This is a genomic window from Paraburkholderia sp. SSBN10T (assembly GCF_056619545.1).
In genome coordinates this window covers 23965-40261 of sequence record NZ_JBWQQI010000027.1, presented here as the reverse complement: position 1 = coordinate 40261, position 16297 = coordinate 23965, and the positions used below count along the sequence as shown (strand labels likewise).

The following is a 16297-nucleotide window of genomic DNA, read 5'->3' as shown; positions in this document are numbered from 1 at the left end:
CGTTGCAAAACGAAACTAAAAGCAATTCAAATGCAAACCAAAAGAAACATCATGGAAAATCCGCACACCCTTGCCGATGCCGCCTTGCGGGCCCATGCCCGCGAGATCCGCAAGAAGATCTGCGTGATGAATGCGACAGCCAGGAGTGGTCACACGGGCGGCGACATGTCCGAAGTGGACATCCTCGTGGCGCTCTATTTCCGCGTGATGCGCTACCGGCTCGATCCGCTCGTCTGGCACGACCAGTTCGTCTTGAGCAAAGGGCATGGCGTGGGCGGGTTGTATTGCTGCTTTAGCGAACTGGGCTGGCTGCCGGCCGCTGAACTGTCGACCTATCTGCGCGACGATTCGCGTCTGCCGGGCCATCCCGTGCGGCAGAAACTGCCGGAATTCGTCACGGTCAACACCGGCGCGCTCGGTCACGGCTTGCCGATTGCCGGAGGACTCGCGCTCGCCAAGCAGCGCCGCGCTGCCGGTGGCGACGCCGGGCGCGTGTTCGTGCTGACCGGCGACGGCGAGCTGGAAGAAGGATCGAACTGGGAGGCGCTGATGGCGGCCAGCCATTTCCGTCTCGACAATCTTGTCGTCATCGTCGACCGCAATCATCTGCAACTCGCCGACACGACCAAAAGCATCATGGATCTGGAACCGCTGGCGGAGAAACTGGCGGCCTTCGGCATGGAAGTATTCGAAACCGACGGCAATGATCCGGTCGGCCTGTCGAAACTGCTTGAAAGCCTTGATTTCAAAAATGGCAGGCCCAAGGCTGTGATTGCCCAGACGATCAAGGGCCGCGGTGTGTCGTTCATGGAGAACGTTGCCGCGTGGCACCACAAGTACCCGAATGAAGACGAACTCATCCTCGCATTGAAGGAGCTGGACCATGCATGAAGCGGCGGATTTGCGCGACGGCGTCGTCAGCGCTCTGTTCGAGCTGGCCGACGCGGGCGCAGACGTGATCGTGATGGTCAGCGATTCGACCTCGACCTCGAAGATCGGCGCGTTCCAGAAGCGCTATGGCGACCGGGTCGTCAATGTCGGCATCGCCGAGCAGAACATGGTTGGGATGGCGGCGGGGATGGCGCTCGGCGGGCACATCGTGTTTACCGCGAATGCCGCGCCGTTCCTGGTGGCGCGGGCCAACGAACAGGTCAAGAACGATATTTGCTACAGCAGCACGAATGTCAAGATGCTGGGCCTGAACGCAGGTGTCGCGTATGGCCCGCTGGCGTCGACCCATCACGCGATCGACGACATCTCGATCATGTGCGGACTGGGCAACGTGCAGATTTTTGCGCCGTGCGACGCGCTCGAAGCCGCGCAGATTGTCCGCTATGCCGCGAGCGTCGATGGCCCGGTGTATATCCGGCTCGACAACGCGAAGTTTCCGGTGCTGCACGAAGCCACGCATGTGTTCGAGGCGGGCCAGCCCGACGTGGTGCGGCAGGGCCTGGGCGACGCACGTGGCGGGAGCGTCGCAATCGTCGCGCTCGGCTCGGTCGTCGGCGAGGCGTTCGCGGCCTGCGAGGCGCTCGACGCGCACGGCATTGCCCCGACGCTGATCAATCTGTCGTCGATCCGGCCGCTCGATACCGCCAGGCTCGCGGAGATTCTCGCCGCACACGATGCGATCGTGACCGTCGAAGAGCATTCGCTGCATGGCGGCATCGGCGCGCTGGTTGCCGTGCAACTGGCGCGGCGCGGTCTTGCGCGGCGCCTGCGCATGCTGGGGGTGACAGAAGGGGAGTTCGCGCACTATGGCACTCGCGCCGGCATTCGCAAGTACTACGGGATCGACGCGCAAGGGATCGAGCGCGCCGTGCTCGAGCTGGTCAACACATCCGTCGCTGCCGCTTGAGAAGCCGGCGCGCACAGATCGAACGGCAAGGCGATCTGAATACACCGAATTCAGGAGACAAAAATGGCAACTCAGTACGACATGTCGCTGCGGCACGGCGTCGACTTCGATTTTCGCCTTGACGGCAAAGTGGCGGTCGTGACCGGTGGGCTCGGCGGCATCGCAATGGCGACCAACGAAGCACTGATCGGCAAAGGCGCACGTATCGCGATTCTGTATCCGCGTTTCGAGCAGGACAAGGTGAGTGCGGCGCTCGAAACGCTCGGCGCCGCGCATGCGGCGGCGTTTCCCTGCGACGTGGGCAATGAAGACGATGTCGCCGCCGCCATCGCCGCCGCGGCGCAGCACTTCGGCGCGCTGCATCTGCTCGTCAACGCGGCGGGCACGATCACGTTGACGCCGGCCGAAGACATCACGCTCGACGAATGGCGCAGGCAGATCGACGTGAATCTCACGGGGCCGTTCCTGTGCTCGAAGCATTTTGCGCGGCATGTGTTTGCGCGCGGACATAAGGCGAAGATCATCAACATCGCGTCGCAGGCCGCGACCGTGGCGATCGACCAGCACTGCGCGTACACCTCGGCGAAAGCCGGGCTGATCGGCATGACCAAGGTGATGGCGAAGGAGTGGAGCAAGCGCGGCATCACCGTGAATACGGTCTCGCCGACTGTCGTGCTGACCCCGATGGGCGCCGCGGCCTGGGAGGGGGCGAAGGGCGAACGCATGAAGGAGCTGATTCCCGCCGGCCGCTTCGCTTATACGGACGAGATCGCCGCGGCGATCGTGTTTCTTGCCTCCAACGGCGCGGACATGATCACGGGCGCCGACCTGATGATCGACGGCGGCTACACGATCTGCTGATGGCTGCGCTCATACGGGTTCCGTCAGCGGCGTTATCCGCACGTTCCGCACCATTCGCACGTTCCGCACGAGAAGGAGACGATTCGTGAACAAGCCCATCGAAACCCGCGTCGGTCTCTCCGAGGCGCCGGCGGGGCAGTCCAATCCGGGGCTCCGGACGGCGCCTTCCACGCGGCGCGTCTGGCTCGATCTGCTGCTCGAGCAGGGTCCGCTGATCAGTCTGGCGCTGCTATGCGCGGCGATGTCGCTGATGACGTCGTCGTTCCTGTCCGTGCGCAACCTGCTCAACGTGCTCGACCAGATCACCGTGCTCGGCATCATGGCGCTCGGTATGACCGCTGTGATCATTATCGGCGGGATCGACCTGTCGGTTGGGTCGGTGCTCGCACTCGGCATGATGGTGATGGGCTGGCTCGCGAATCACGCCGGCCTGCCGTTCGCCATTGCGATTCCGCTCAGCATTGCAGTCAGCGCGCTGTGCGGCCTCGCGTCCGGCCTGCTGATCGTCTTCATGCGGCTGCCGGCGTTTATCGCGACGCTGGCGATGATGTCGGTGGCGCGCGGTCTTGCCAACGTGATTACCGACGGCGAGCAGATCGTCGGCTATCCGGACTGGTTCACGGCGCTCTCCATCGACCGGCATTTCGGCTTTCTCTCGGCTACCGTTGCATTGTTCGTTGCGTTGATCGTGATCGGTTTCGTCGTGCTCAAGTACCGCACGTCGGGCCGCTCGCTGTATGCGATCGGCGGCAGCGCGGAAGTTGCGCGCCTCGCGGGCATCAAGGTGCGGGCGGTGACGCTTGCGGTCTATACGCTGTGCGGCGCGCTTGCGGGGCTGGCGGCCGTGGTGCTGGCGAGCCGGCTCGACTCGTCGCAACCCAGCGCCGGCACCGGTTACGAACTCGACACCATCGCAGCCGTCGTGATCGGCGGAGCCAGTCTCGCCGGCGGCACGGGGACGATCGTCGGCACGGTCGTCGGCGTGCTGACGATCGGCGTGTTGCGCAACGGTCTCAATCTGATTGGCGTGTCGCCGTTCATCCAGCAGATCGTGATCGGCATGGTGATCGTGCTTGCGGTGGGAGTCGATACGCTCAGGCGCCGCAATGCCTGAAGACGCAATGGCCGCCAGACGTTCGGCGCGTATCGGTCATGCGGTGAACTAACCATTCATTACCCAGATGCTTTGTTCTAAAAACAACCAGGAGACAATCATGAATCGACGTACTGCCCTTGCTTCGTTCGTCGCCCTCGCGGGGGCGTTGAGTATCGGCCTTGCCAGCCCCAGTGCGTTTGCCGAGGGTACGAAGACCATCGGCCTCGCGGTCGCGAATCTGCAGGCGGACTTCTTCAACCAGATCAAGCAGTCGGTGGAAGCGTATGGCAAGCAGAAGGGCGTCACCGTCATTACGGTCGATGCGAAGGGCGATGCGGCGACCCAGGTCAATCAGATCCAGGACCTGCTGACCCGCAACATCGACGCGCTGATCTATATCCCCGCAGGCGCGACGGCAGCCGGCGTGCCGGTGCGGGCCGCCAAAGCCGCAGGGGTGCCGGTGATTGCGGTGGATCGCAACGCCCCCGATGCGCCGGGCGATACCTTCATCGCAACCGATAGCGAAGCCGCGGCCGAGCAGCTCGGCAACTGGATCATCAAGCAAACCAAGGGGCACGCGACGCTCGCGGAACTCCAGGGTCAACTGGGTACGACACCTGAACTGGCCCGCGAAAAGGGCTTCTCGAAGGCCATCGGCAAGGACACCGGTATTACGGTGGTGGCGCGCCAGCCGGCTGACTGGGCGCAGGACAAAGGCTTCTCGGTCGCCCAGGACATGTTGCAGAAGAACCCGAATATCGACGTGATCTTCGGCCACGCAGATGCCATGGCGCTGGGCGCCGCGCAGGCCGTCAAGGTATCGAACCTGGGGCACAAGGTATTGATCGCCGGCTTTGATGGCGATCAGGCCGGCCTGAAGGCGGTGCGTGACGGCGTAATCGATGTCACGATGACCCAGCAGACGCAGCGCATGGGTCGCATGGCCGTCGACTCTGCGCTCGAACTGCTGGCGAAAAAGAAGGTGCCCGCGCAACAGTTGCTGCCTGCTACCTTGACGACCAGGGAAAACGTCGGGCCGTTTATTGCCAACCATCCTTAAAGGCGGACGCGATGCATGCCGGACTGATTGTGCGCGGTGCGGGCAAGACGTTCAATCGCAACATCGTGCTGGGCGGGATCGATCTCGATGTGCCGCCCGGGACGGTTGTCGCGTTGCTGGGCGAGAACGGCGCGGGCAAATCGACACTCTCGTCCATCATTGCCGGTGCGTTGCAGCCCGATGCCGGCACTGACATGCACTGGCAAGGCAAGCCGTATGCGCCGCAATCGCCGCGCGATGCACTCGCCAGCGGGATCGGCCTGATCCATCAGGAAACACGGCTGCTACTGGATCTGTCGATTGCCGAGAATGTGTTTGTCGGCCGCCTGCCGATGGCGTATGGCAAGGTCGACCGTGCCGGGATGATCCGCCGCGCCGAAGAACAGTTGCATCGTCTCGGCCTCGATGTGTCGGCCAAACGTCTGGTGCGCACGCTGCGCGTCGCGGCGCAGCAGCAGGTTGAAATCGCCAAGGCGCTCACGTTGGACGCGCGCCTTCTGATTCTCGACGAGCCCACCGCCGCGCTCGGCGGCGCGGAAACCGACCGGCTCTTCGAGCAGATTGCCAGGCTCAAGGCGCAAGGTGTCTCGTTCATCTATATCAGCCACCGGCTCGAAGAGATTGCCCGCGTGGCCGACCGCATTGTCGTGATGCGCGACGGCAGGCTGATCGCGACGCATGAAACCGCCGATGTCCCTGTCAAGACGTTGATTGAGCAGATGGTGGGCCGCAAGGTCGAACGGCTTTTCCCGGCGCTGGCCGAACCCAAGCCCGAAGCGCTGCTGGCCGTGCAGTCGCTGACGTCGGCGCAAGGCGCGTTCCAGGACATTTCCTTTGCGGTGCGGGCCGGCGAGATCTTCGGGATCGCCGGAATCGTCGGCGCGGGACGAACCGAACTGGTGCGCGCGATTGCAGGCGTCGATCCGGTGTCGAGCGGCAGCGTCTCGGTCGAGGGCCGGGTGCTGCGCCTGAACGGTCCCGCCGATGCCATTCGAGCGGGACTCGTGCTCGTTCCCGAGGACCGCAAGGCGCAAGGCGTCGTGCTCGCTCACTCGATCGAAGACAACCTGGCATACGGCAGTCTCGATCGCTTCGGCCGCAAGGGCTGGTTGCGTCCCCAGCAGGTGCGTGAATTCGCGGATGGGCTGATCTCCAGGCTGGGTGTCAAAGGCCGCGCGCAGCAACGTGCTGGAAGCCTCTCGGGCGGCAATCAGCAGAAGGTGGTGATCGCCAAGTGGCTGGCGCGCGATCCGAAAGTCGTGATTCTCGACGAACCCACCCGAGGCATCGATGTCGGTGCGCGTGCTGCGATCTATGAGGTGATCGCGACGCTTGCCGCGCGCGGCGTCGCGGTGGTCGTGGTCAGCTCCGATCTCGAGGAGGTTTTAGGGTTGTCGCACCGCTTGATGGTATTGGCCCGCGGCGTGTGCCAGGGCGTGCTCGCACGCCATGAAGCCAACAGCGTCCGCGTGATGGAACTTGCGACCGCCTGACGATAGGAACGAAGCGCAATGAAGCATAAGCAGGCAGATCCGGGACGGATTCTCGCGATCGATCAGGGAACCAGCGGGACGAAGGCACTGATCTTCGACGCCCGAGGCAAGGTTCATTCAAGAGGATTCACCGCGCTGCAGAGCGCACACCCGCGTCCGGGCTTTGTCGAGCAGGATCCGCAAGCGCTCTACGAGTCGGTGTTGAGTGCGACGGCACAGTGTCTGGAACGCTTCGACGGCGATCCGGCGCAACTGGCCGGCGTGGCGATCTCCAACCAGCGCGAGACGGTCGTGCTGTGGGACGCAGCAGGGCAGCCGCTCGTGCCCGCGGTGTCGTGGCAATGCCAGCGCTCACTGGGAATCTGCGAGAGGCTGCGGGAGCAGGGCATGGCCGAACGCATTGCCGAAACGACGGGCTTGCTGATCGACCCGTACTTCTCCGCAACCAAGCTGATCTGGCTCTACGAAAACGACGCACGCGTGCGTGCGGCGCTCGACGCAGAAACTGCGCGCTTCGGTACCGTCGATAGCTGGCTGCTGTTCCGCCTGACAGGAGGCGCGTCGTATTTGACGGACTATACGAACGCCTCGCGCACGATGCTGTTCAACCTGCATACGCTCGAATGGGACCGCGCGCTACTCGACGAATTCGGTTTGAGTGGTCTGCGCTTGCCCGATGTGAGACCTTCGACAGCGGATTTTGGCGTGACGGACTTCGGCGGACTGCTCAAGCAGCCGTTGCCGATTGTTTCGATGATCGGCGATTCGCACGCGGCTGCGGTAGGCGAGGGGTGCTTGCGGCCAGGGCTCGCGAAAGCGACGCTGGGCACCGGCTCATCGCTGATGATGAACGTGGGTGCAGCGCCTCAGACCGCGGCGAGCGGGCTGGTCTCGACACTGTGCTTCGGCGCCGCTGGGCGCGTCGATTACGCGATCGAGGGCATCGTCATCAGCGCGGGATCGACCCCTGCCTGGCTGAAGGAGCAACTCGGCCTGTTCGACGATTTTGCGGCCGCCGAGCAGGCCTTTTGCGATTTCGAAAACGGCGGCGTGTATCTGATTCCGGCGTTTGCGGGGATCGGCTGTCCGCACTGGAAGTATCCGGGTGGTGCACAGATCGTCGGGCTGAATTTTTCGAGTTCGTGGCAACACATTGCACGCGCCGCGTACGAGTCGATCGTTTATCAGATCAAGGACGTCATTACCGTGATGGAGCAGGCGGCGCAACTGCAACTGGTCGAACTGTTCCTTGACGGCGGCCTCGTGCAGCGGCCGTTCCTGTTGCAGTACCTCGCCGATACGCTGAACCGTCCGGTCAGTACGCTGGAGATGACCGAAATCTCCGCGGCCGGCGCGGCGGCGCTTGCATCGCTGCAACTGGGCCTGATCGGCGATCTCGACGCGAATCGCAGCGAACGCACCGTGTTGCGGCGCGCGGAGCCCGGCCCAGGCAGGGAACAGGCGGCGCGTAATCACGAGCAATGGCTGCGCTGGATCGCGCGGCTTTAGGCATGGACAACATCTGGAGATGGAGCAATCGTGAGCATGGAAATCCGCCGTTTTGAGAACAAGGTTGTGGTGGTCACCGGCGGCAGCCGGGGCATCGGTTTAGGTATCGCCGAGCGTTTTGCACGTGAAGGCGCGAAGGTTTGCGTGTCGGCGAACGAGAAAAGCGTCTTCGACGCCGCGGCGCAATTGCGCGACTCGGGGTTTGACGCGCTTGCGATCGAGACCGACGTGACCGACAAGGCCCAGGTCAAGGCGCTCTACGAGGAGGTGGCCGCGAAACTCGGCGAAGTGGACGTGTCGATCCAGAATGCAGGCGTCATCACCATTGCGAAACTGCCGGATCTGTCCGAGGCCGATTGGGACAGAGTGCTCGCGGTCAACACCAAAGGGGTGTTCCTGTGCTGCCAGGAAGCTGCGGGTCGCATGCTGCGTGCAGGCAAGGCGGGGCGTCTGATCAATACCGCGTCCGGCCAGGCGCGCCAGGGGTTTGTGTACACGCCGCATTACGCGGCGAGCAAGTTTGGCGTACTGGGTATCACGCAGAGTCTCGCGAAGGAACTGGCGCCGACCGGCATCACGGTGAACGCGTTTTGTCCCGGCATTATTACGACGGACATGTGGGCCTATAACGATGAAGCGTGGGGCAAACTGCTCGGCGACTATAAGCCCGGCGAACTGATGGCGGAGTGGGTGAAAAACATTCCGATGGGCCGGGCCGGCACGGGGGCCGATGTCGCGGGGTTGGTGACCTTTCTCGCCTCCGATGACGCGTCTTATATCACCGGGCAGACCGTCAATGTCGATGGTGGGATGTTCATGTCGTGAGATTCGCGGCATAGACGCACTCTGATCGAATCGATCGCTCGACGGTCGGTTTTCAGACGCCGGTTACGTATCCGCCGTCGACCGGCAGCGTCACGCCTGTGATGAACGACGCTGCGGGGGAAGCCAGAAATAACGAAGCGCCGACGAGGTCGTCCACTTCGCCCCAGCGTTTGAGTGCGCTGCGTGCTGCGATCTTGTTGGCGCTCGCGGGGACTTCCCACAATGCCCGGGTCATATTGGTCCGGTGGTAGCCCGGTGCGATCGCATTGACACGTACGCCGGCTATGCCGAATGTATGCGCGAGCGCGCGTGTCAGGCCGAGTATGCCCGTCTTGCTCGCGCAATAGGCAGGCACCTCCACATCGGCGATGTAGCTGAGCATAGAGGCTATGTTGAGGATGGAGCCCCTCGAGCGTTCGAGAGCGGCGCGGGAAGCCATCGAAAAACGCATCGCTGCCGTGAGATTCACATCGATGACTTCGCGGAACACGTCGTCGAGAAACTCATCGGCCGGCCGTGCGACGCCCGCGGCGTTCACCAGCACATCCAGTTCCTTGAGATCGCCGACGAAGGCATTGATGTCATCGACATTGCGCACGTCGAGCTGCTCGAAGCGGATCCCTTCGAGCGTGCGATCGGCGCGCAAGGCGTCGAGCTTCGCCGGCGAGCTCCCTGTTGCGATGACCTGGGCGCCGAGAGCGGAAAAACCCTGCGCAATGGCGAGCCCTATCCCGCTCGAAGCGCCGGAAACGAGGACGGTCTTGCCGTCGAACAAACCTGGTCGAAATGCGTCGACTTCCTGTTTTGCAGATTCATGTGCCATGTTGTTTGTCGCTCCTCGTTCAAGATGCGTTGTCGAGCCGTGCCGAATACCGGTCCATCGACTTCAGTGCCGCAACCACCAGCGGTGCGTCGACCGGATACGGCTCGTTGTGGATGATCTCGCCGGTACGGCAGGCGCGTTTCGCGACCGTCGCGAGCGCGGCTTCGTCGTCGATGTCGACGTTCACGTCGCGAAGGCGTGTCGGTAAGCCGACTGCACGGCAGAACTGGAACACGCGCTGTCGTTCGTCGTCGGGGACTGCCGACAGGAACAACGAGGCCAGTACGCCGATGGCGACCTTCTCCCCATGCAACAGGCTGTGTGACGAAGGCAGGTCCGCCAGCCCATGATGGATAGCGTGTGCGGCCGCTACGCCGCCTGATTCGAAGCCGATGCCGGAAAGCAGCACCGTGGCCTCGAGAGTTGCGTCGAAATCGGGCGTGACGATCTGCGCCTTGCAGTCGTCGACGGCCTGCACCGCGTGCGCGAACAGCGTGTCGCGACAAAGCCTGGCGGCTTCGAACGCGAGCGCCGTGCCACGTCCGCCGCACAGGTTGCGGGCGTACGCGCGCCTGCAAGCGTCGGCTTCGTAAAAGGTGGCGAGCGCGTCGCCGATTCCGGCGATAAAGAAACGCACGGGCGCACGCACGATCAGGCTGGTATCGAGCAGCACAAGATCCGGATTGCGCCGCACAAAGCGGTCGCGTACGACGCGGCCGCCTTCATCGTAGATCACGGCGAGTGCGGAGCAGGGCGCGTCGGAAGCCGCAATGGTCGGCACGCAGGCGAAGGGCAGGCGCAGATCGTCGGCTGCGGCGCGACCCGTGTCGACCACTTTGCCGCCGCCGAAAGAGACGACGATGTCTGCGCCGCTTTCGCGTATCCACTCCGCCGCCGCGGCCACGGATCGTTCAGTGCAAGTGGCGTTCACCGCGCGGACCTGAAGCGTCACGTGTTCGGCCCTGGAAAGCGCAGGTTCGAGCAGTGCCGCGACGTTGCTATCGACGAGGCAGGCCGCACGCGTGCCAAGGCGGCTCAATTCCGTGTCGAGGGAATCGAGCGCGCCGGCGCCCTGGACATACCGTGACGGGAAAATGCTGGTTCTGAGCATAGTGGTCTATAGAGAAGAGATCAGATCGTTTTCAAGCGCCGCGGCGAGTTCGCTCGCCGAGCGAACAATTCGTGCGGCCGGCGGGAAGGGGGCCGCGGCGGTGTCGTCGACAGGCCATCCGAATACACGCATGCCGGCGGCGATCGCCGCACTCGCGCCGGTCGGACTGTCTTCCACGACCACCGCTTCGTCCGGCGTGACGCCTAACAGATAGGCGGCGCGCTCGTAGGCCTCGGGATCGGGCTTGCCACGTCGCACGTCGTTGACGCTGACCGAAACCAGTTGTGGCTCCTGCAGGCCGAGTGCGAGAAGGTTGGCTTCGAGCAGCATGCGGGACGCGTTCGACACGATGGCCTGCGCCGTGCCGGTTGCACGGACCGCGTGATACACCTCGAGCGCGCCCGGGCGAGGCTCGATATCCGGCGCTTCTTTCAGATAGCGCTGCGCGCGATATTTCGACCATTCCGCGTAGCCGGTGTCGATGCCAAAGCGCTCGCGGCACAGCGCGTAAACCTCCCACCCGGTCTTGCCGAAAATCAGCGGATGCAGTTCGTCGCCGGCCATGATGCCGTGATGAGCCAGGGCGGCGAGCAGCGTCCTGAGATGCAGCGCCTCGGTGTCGGCCAGGGTGCCGTCCATATCCCAGAGGACAGCTTTGATGGAATGGGTCATGCATTAGCCTCGGAGAGACGATCCAGCTCGTCGTAAAACTGTTGAGAATGGGTATAGAGCCGTTCGAAGAGCGGCATCATGCGGTCATAGGTGTCGCTTGCCCGTGGGTCGGGCAATACTTCGCGCTCGAAGCGCACGAACGCCTTGACCGCGTCGCCAAGGCTCGCAAATTGACCGTGAGCCGTGGCGGCGAGGATTGCGCAGCCGATCACGCCACATTCCACTTCTGCCGGCACGAGAATCGGCGTGCGGTACATGCTGGCCTTGATGTCGAGCCACAACGCAGCCTTCGCTCCGCCGCTCGCCGCAACGAGACGTTCCATGCGCACGCCCGCGGATTCGATCAGGCCAATATGCCGGCGCACGCCGAACGCGACCCCTTCGAGTACCGCGCGGTGCAAGTGCGCGAGGCCATGTTTCGCTGTGATGCCGAAGAACTGGGCGCGCGAATTCGAATGCTCGCCAAGCCGTTCGCCGGTCAGATAGGGCAGAAAAAACAGTCCATCGGATCCGACGGGCGCTTCAGCCGCCTTGTGTGCAACGGCCTCGTAGCTGAGCGTATTTTCGTGGAAGGCCCTGCGGGCCCAGCGCATGGCGTCGCCACCCGAGTCGAGCAGCATGAAGCGTCCCCATAGGCCTTCGCAGGTCACGAGATTCGACACCTCCGGGTGCAACATCGGCGTGTCTGCGATCACTGTAATGATGGAGGAGGTGCCGGTGATATCGGAGCCGAGACCGGGTGCATGGACACCCGAGCCGAGCACCGAGACGGGGTAGTCGGCGCCGCCGACCAGCACGGGCGTGCCTTCACGCAATCCGGTCGCGCCGGCTGCGGACGCGCTGACCGTACCGAGTATGTCGAGGGGGGAACGGATCGGCGGCAGCTTGACGCCGTCGAGTCCGAGCGCATCGAGCATGGTTTGCGACCACGTGCGGGAAACGGGGTCCATCAGGAACGATGTCGACGCATCGGCCCAGTCGCAGGCCCGTTCGCCGGTCAGCCGGAAATTCACGTAGTCCTTCGGCATGAACACCGTGGAGGCCCGTTCGTAGACGTCGGGTTCGTGTTGCCTGATCCACTGCAGCTTGAAACCGGGCCACGCCGGCGTGGCCGGGTTGGCCGTGCGACTGAGATACGACGCGGCGTCGTGCCGGGCGCGGAAAGCGGCGACTTGCGGCGCCGTGCGCTTGTCGTTCCAGAGCGGCACGGTTTCGCGCGTCAGTTCGCCGTCTGCGTCGATGAGGACCGTGCCATGCATCTGGCCACATGCGCACACCGCTGCGATGCGCGTGGCGGCATCGGGGACGTTCTGAAGCACCTGGCGGATCGCGGTGACTGCGCCCGTCCACCAGTCCAACGGACGCTGCTCCGACCACCCGTAGCGGGGAACGATCTGCTCATGTTCATGTGCGGCCAGACTTCGTATTGCGCCACGCGAGTCGACGAGGGCGGCGCGCACGCTGCCGGTTCCCACATCGATGGCCAGGTAGAACGTCTCCATGATTTCTTCTTGGAAGTTGTGCGGTTGGGTGCCCGTTCAGGGCGGCGTTTCAGCCAAGTGCCTCGACCAGTTCCGGCACGATTGCGAACAGATCGCCCACGAGGCCGTAGTCGGCTACACCGAAAATCGGCGCTTCGGAATCCTTGTTGATGGCGACGATCACCTTCGAATCCTTCATGCCCGCCAGATGCTGGATCGCTCCGGAGATTCCGACCGCGAAATAGAGTTGCGGCGCGACGATCTTGCCCGTCTGTCCAACCTGGTAGTCGTTGGGCACGTATCCCGCATCCACGGCGGCGCGGGATGCGCCGAGTGCAGCGCCGAGTCTGTCCGCGAGCGGCTCGAGCACTGTTTTATAGTGTTCGCCGCTGCCGATGCCTCGACCACCGGACACAACGATGCCCGCCGAAGTGAGTTCGGGACGGTCCAGCTTCGTCACCTCCCGGCTGACGAACCGGGACTTGCCGGAATCCGGCGCCGCTTCGATTCTTTCGATCGCCGCGCTACCGCCCGACGTTGCGGCCGCGTCAAAAGCGGTCGTACGGATGGTGATGACCTTGACGGGATCGCCCGATTGAACCGTTGCAATTGCATTGCCCGCGTAAATAGGACGCTCAAACGTGTCCGCCGAGTTGACCCCGGAAATCTCACTGATCTGCGCGACGTCGAGCTTCGCTGCGATACGCGGCGCGATGTTCTTGCCATAAGCGGTTGCAGGCGCCAGGATGTGCGAGTAGTTCTTCGCAATCTGCAGGACGGTCGCACCTACATTCTCGGCCAGCCCGTCGGCAAGCTGCGGCGCATCCGCGAGCAACACTTTGGTCAGGCCCGGTATGCCGGTGGCCCGGTCAGCCGCTTCTTGCGCGCCGTAGCCCGCAACGAGCAAATGGACGTCGGTGTCGGCAAACATGGCAATCAGCGATGCGGCCGTGAGGGCACTGAGCGTTGCGGCCTTGATCGATGCGTTGTCGTGTTCGGCAATTACAAGAATTGTCATTTGTGCGTTTCCTTCACAGCACCTTTGCTTCGGTTTTCAGTTTTTCGACCAGCGCTTTTACGTCCGGTACCTTCATGCCCGCGGTGCGCTTCGGCGGCTCGACGACCTTCAGCGTTTTCAGGCGCGGTGTCACATCGACAGCGAGGTCTTCCGGCTTGAGCGTCTCGAGCGGCTTCTTCTTCGCCTTCATGATGTTGGGCAGCGTCACATAACGCGGCTCGTTCAGGCGCAGATCGACGGTGACCACCGTGGGTAGCGTCAGCGACAGTGTCTCCACGCCGCCGTCGACTTCCCGCTTGACTGTCGCGCGGCCGTTTTCGATCGTCACGCTGGAGGCGAATGTCGCCTGCGGCAGATCTGCCAGCGCCGCCAGCATCTGTCCCGTCTGGTTCGCGTCGTCGTCGATCGCCTGCTTGCCGAGCATAACCAGTTGCGGCTGTTCGCGCTCTACGATCGCCTTGAGCAGCTTTGCGACGGCAAGCGGCTGCAGGTCCTCGCCCGATTCGATCAGGATCGCCCTGTCCGCGCCGATGGCCAGTGCCGTGCGCAGTGTCTCCTGCGATTGGGGCACGCCAGCCGAGACCGCGATCACCTCGGTGACGACGCCCGCCTCCTTCAGGCGCACGGCTTGCTCCACTGCGATTTCATCGAAGGGGTTCATCGACATCTTTATGTTCGCCAGATCGACTCCTGTTCCGTCCGCTTTCACGCGGATCTTCACGTTATAGTCGGCCACGCGCTTCACTGCTACCAAAGCCTTCATCCTGCATTCCCCGTATGGGTTACCCGCCACGCATGTCCGGTCTGAGCGCGGTACATTTCAAAGCCGTTGGCGGCCTCATGGACGATCCGCGCATCGATGGTCCCGGGAGGCACCGTGTTGAAGTCGAAAAGCCCGTAATGGTGGGCAATCAGGCTTCCGGCACGGCCTGCCTTGGCCACCTCGACGGCCTCGTCGAGCGTGAAATTGCCGGGTACCCCGTTTCCGCTGCGTTCGGCATCGCGCCCGTTCACTGGCAGAAGTGCAACGTCGGGCGCATGCTGCGCCAGATTGCCCGTGAGGCCGTCATACGGCACGCAATCGCCCGAGTGATAGAGGCGCACGGCGGCAACGTCGATCACATAGCCGAGCCACGGATAACAACTATTGGCGTCCATGTCGACGGTTTCGTGTGCCGAAGCGATTGGCGAGACGAAGCAGTCATGCAACACCTCGACGCGTTCACCGGCATTCACCGGAATCAGGCGCTCGATGCCGGCACCGCTACGCTTGAGCGCTTCGTCCATCGACGCCGCGGGCACGACAAATTTCACCGTCGGGAAGCGCCTCGCGATCGGTTGAAGCGTGCCCGGATCCATATGGTCGGTGTGCCGGTGCGTGCATAACACGAGGTCCAGCCTGTCCAGCGCCGCGGGGTCGAGTGGTGGGGCCATCATCCGCGTATGCGGAAAATGCGTCCCGCGGTATTTTTCGGCAAGCGAGTCCGACAGGTACGGATCGATCAGCATCCTGAACCCGTCAGCGTCGATCAGGAAGCCGGCTTGTCCGAGCCAGTACAGCACCACTTCGCCGCGCCGTGGCGCGTGCTCCGGATCGGCAAGCCGTTCCGCCAGCGTGGCGCCGAACGTTTCGACCCGGATGCGGGCAGGCGAGCGCACGGCCACCGGGGGCACGGCGCTCACCAGCATACGTAGCCGCCGTCGGCGAGAACGATCGAGCCGGTCATCAGGCTCGCGGCGTCGCTCGCAAGAAAGAGGATCACCGATGCGACTTCGTCGACACGTCCGAGACGGTTCATCGGCGTACCGCCGACCCAGTGGCGGAACATTTCCTTGTCCTCGTAGACGTACTGATTCATTTCGGTGTCGATGTAGGTCGGTGCGACTGCGTTCACGCGCACCCCGCGCGCGCCCCACTCCGCTGCAAGCGAGCGTGTCAGGTGATGCACGCCCGCCTTCGACGCGTTGTAGTTCGCCTGTTCCTGGGGGCGGTTGACGATAAAACCGGACATCGAGCCCACATTGACGATGCTGCCGCTGCCACGCTCGAGCATGCCCTTGCCGAACGCGCGACAACACCAGAACACGCCGTTCAGGTTCACGTCGATCACTTTTTGCCAGACCTCGTCCGGCATCGCTTCGGCAGGATGATTCGAGATGGCAATGCCCGCGTTGTTGACGAGGATGTCCACGCGGCCGTGGCGTGCCACGACTGCATCGCTCACGCGTTGCGCCGCGGTCGGGTCCGTGACGTCGAGCAGTTCACCCTCGACGCTGTGTCCTTGCGCCGACAGCCTCGCGACCGCCGCATCGAGCAATTCGCGATTCATGTCGGTTAGCACGACAGTCGCGCCGGCCTCCGCCAGCGCTTCGGCCGTGGCGAGGCCGATGCCGCGCGCCGCACCCGTGACGACAGCGATCCGGTCGGAGAGTCTGAATTTATCCAGATACATCGGTTGAATCCTTCGAAAGTGTTAGGCCACGTCTTTT

The 16297-nt window shown here is 63.4% G+C and carries 16 protein-coding genes; 8 read left to right on the top strand and 8 right to left on the bottom strand.

Features of this window, described 5'->3' with window-relative positions:
- The first annotated feature begins 30 nt into the window (after positions 1-30).
- The 8 genes from AC1ECK_RS30990 (at position 31) to AC1ECK_RS30955 (ending at position 8702) form a co-directional block, all read left to right on the top strand.
- The gene (locus AC1ECK_RS30990) at positions 31-891 is read left to right on the top strand and encodes a transketolase (RefSeq protein ID WP_480326118.1); all 861 of its coding nucleotides are present in this window, start codon (positions 31-33) and stop codon (positions 889-891) included.
- Entirely contained in the window at positions 884-1858 is a 975-nt protein-coding gene (locus AC1ECK_RS30985) for a transketolase family protein (RefSeq protein ID WP_480326116.1), read from the top strand. The genes AC1ECK_RS30990 and AC1ECK_RS30985 overlap by 8 nt, the downstream gene beginning before the upstream one ends.
- Before the next feature lie 63 nt (positions 1859-1921).
- The gene (locus AC1ECK_RS30980; RefSeq protein ID WP_480326114.1) at positions 1922-2719 is read left to right on the top strand and encodes a GolD/DthD family dehydrogenase; all 798 of its coding nucleotides are present in this window, start codon (positions 1922-1924) and stop codon (positions 2717-2719) included.
- Positions 2720-2804: 85 nt separating this feature from the next.
- The gene (locus tag AC1ECK_RS30975) at positions 2805-3833 is read left to right on the top strand and encodes an ABC transporter permease (protein ID WP_480326112.1); all 1029 of its coding nucleotides are present in this window, start codon (positions 2805-2807) and stop codon (positions 3831-3833) included.
- 100 nt (positions 3834-3933) lie between these two features.
- Positions 3934-4875, top strand: coding sequence for a substrate-binding domain-containing protein (locus tag AC1ECK_RS30970; RefSeq protein ID WP_480326110.1), 942 nt, complete (start codon positions 3934-3936; stop codon positions 4873-4875).
- Positions 4876-4886: 11 nt separating this feature from the next.
- Entirely contained in the window at positions 4887-6368 is a 1482-nt protein-coding gene (locus AC1ECK_RS30965) for a sugar ABC transporter ATP-binding protein (protein WP_480326108.1), read from the top strand.
- An 18-nt stretch (positions 6369-6386) separates the two neighbouring features.
- Positions 6387-7877 carry an FGGY family carbohydrate kinase gene (locus tag AC1ECK_RS30960; protein WP_480326106.1) on the top strand — a complete coding sequence of 497 codons (1491 nt, stop codon included), beginning with the start codon at positions 6387-6389 and terminating at the stop codon, positions 7875-7877.
- A gap of 36 nt (positions 7878-7913) precedes the next feature.
- Entirely contained in the window at positions 7914-8702 is a 789-nt protein-coding gene (locus tag AC1ECK_RS30955) for a glucose 1-dehydrogenase (RefSeq protein WP_480326222.1), read from the top strand.
- 52 nt (positions 8703-8754) lie between these two features.
- On the opposite strand, the gene AC1ECK_RS30950 is transcribed toward AC1ECK_RS30955, so the two are convergent.
- Genes AC1ECK_RS30950 through AC1ECK_RS30915 form a run of 8 tightly spaced genes read right to left on the bottom strand, consistent with a single transcriptional unit; the run spans position 8755 to position 16260 of the window.
- Positions 8755-9525, bottom strand: coding sequence for an SDR family NAD(P)-dependent oxidoreductase (locus AC1ECK_RS30950; RefSeq protein WP_480326104.1), 771 nt, complete (start codon positions 9523-9525; stop codon positions 8755-8757).
- Positions 9526-9544: 19 nt separating this feature from the next.
- Positions 9545-10636 (bottom strand): glycerol dehydrogenase, encoded by a 1092-nt coding sequence (locus AC1ECK_RS30945; protein ID WP_480326102.1) that lies wholly within the window; start codon positions 10634-10636, stop codon positions 9545-9547.
- A gap of 6 nt (positions 10637-10642) precedes the next feature.
- Positions 10643-11308, bottom strand: a complete 666-nt coding sequence (locus AC1ECK_RS30940) for an HAD family hydrolase (protein WP_480326100.1) — start codon at positions 11306-11308, stop codon at positions 10643-10645.
- Positions 11305-12810 (bottom strand): xylulokinase, encoded by a 1506-nt coding sequence (locus tag AC1ECK_RS30935; RefSeq protein WP_480326098.1) that lies wholly within the window; start codon positions 12808-12810, stop codon positions 11305-11307. Before AC1ECK_RS30935 ends, AC1ECK_RS30940 begins: the two co-directional genes overlap by 4 nt.
- A 49-nt stretch (positions 12811-12859) precedes the next feature.
- Entirely contained in the window at positions 12860-13807 is a 948-nt protein-coding gene (locus tag AC1ECK_RS30930; RefSeq protein WP_480326096.1) for an electron transfer flavoprotein subunit alpha/FixB family protein, read from the bottom strand.
- A gap of 13 nt (positions 13808-13820) precedes the next feature.
- Entirely contained in the window at positions 13821-14570 is a 750-nt protein-coding gene (locus AC1ECK_RS30925; protein ID WP_480326094.1) for an electron transfer flavoprotein subunit beta/FixA family protein, read from the bottom strand.
- Complete coding sequence (locus AC1ECK_RS30920; protein WP_480326092.1) at positions 14567-15496, bottom strand: MBL fold metallo-hydrolase; 930 nt, start codon at positions 15494-15496, stop codon at positions 14567-14569. The genes AC1ECK_RS30925 and AC1ECK_RS30920 overlap by 4 nt, the downstream gene beginning before the upstream one ends.
- Positions 15487-16260, bottom strand: coding sequence for an SDR family NAD(P)-dependent oxidoreductase (locus AC1ECK_RS30915; protein ID WP_480326090.1), 774 nt, complete (start codon positions 16258-16260; stop codon positions 15487-15489). The genes AC1ECK_RS30920 and AC1ECK_RS30915 overlap by 10 nt, the downstream gene beginning before the upstream one ends.
- Positions 16261-16297 lie beyond the last annotated feature (37 nt).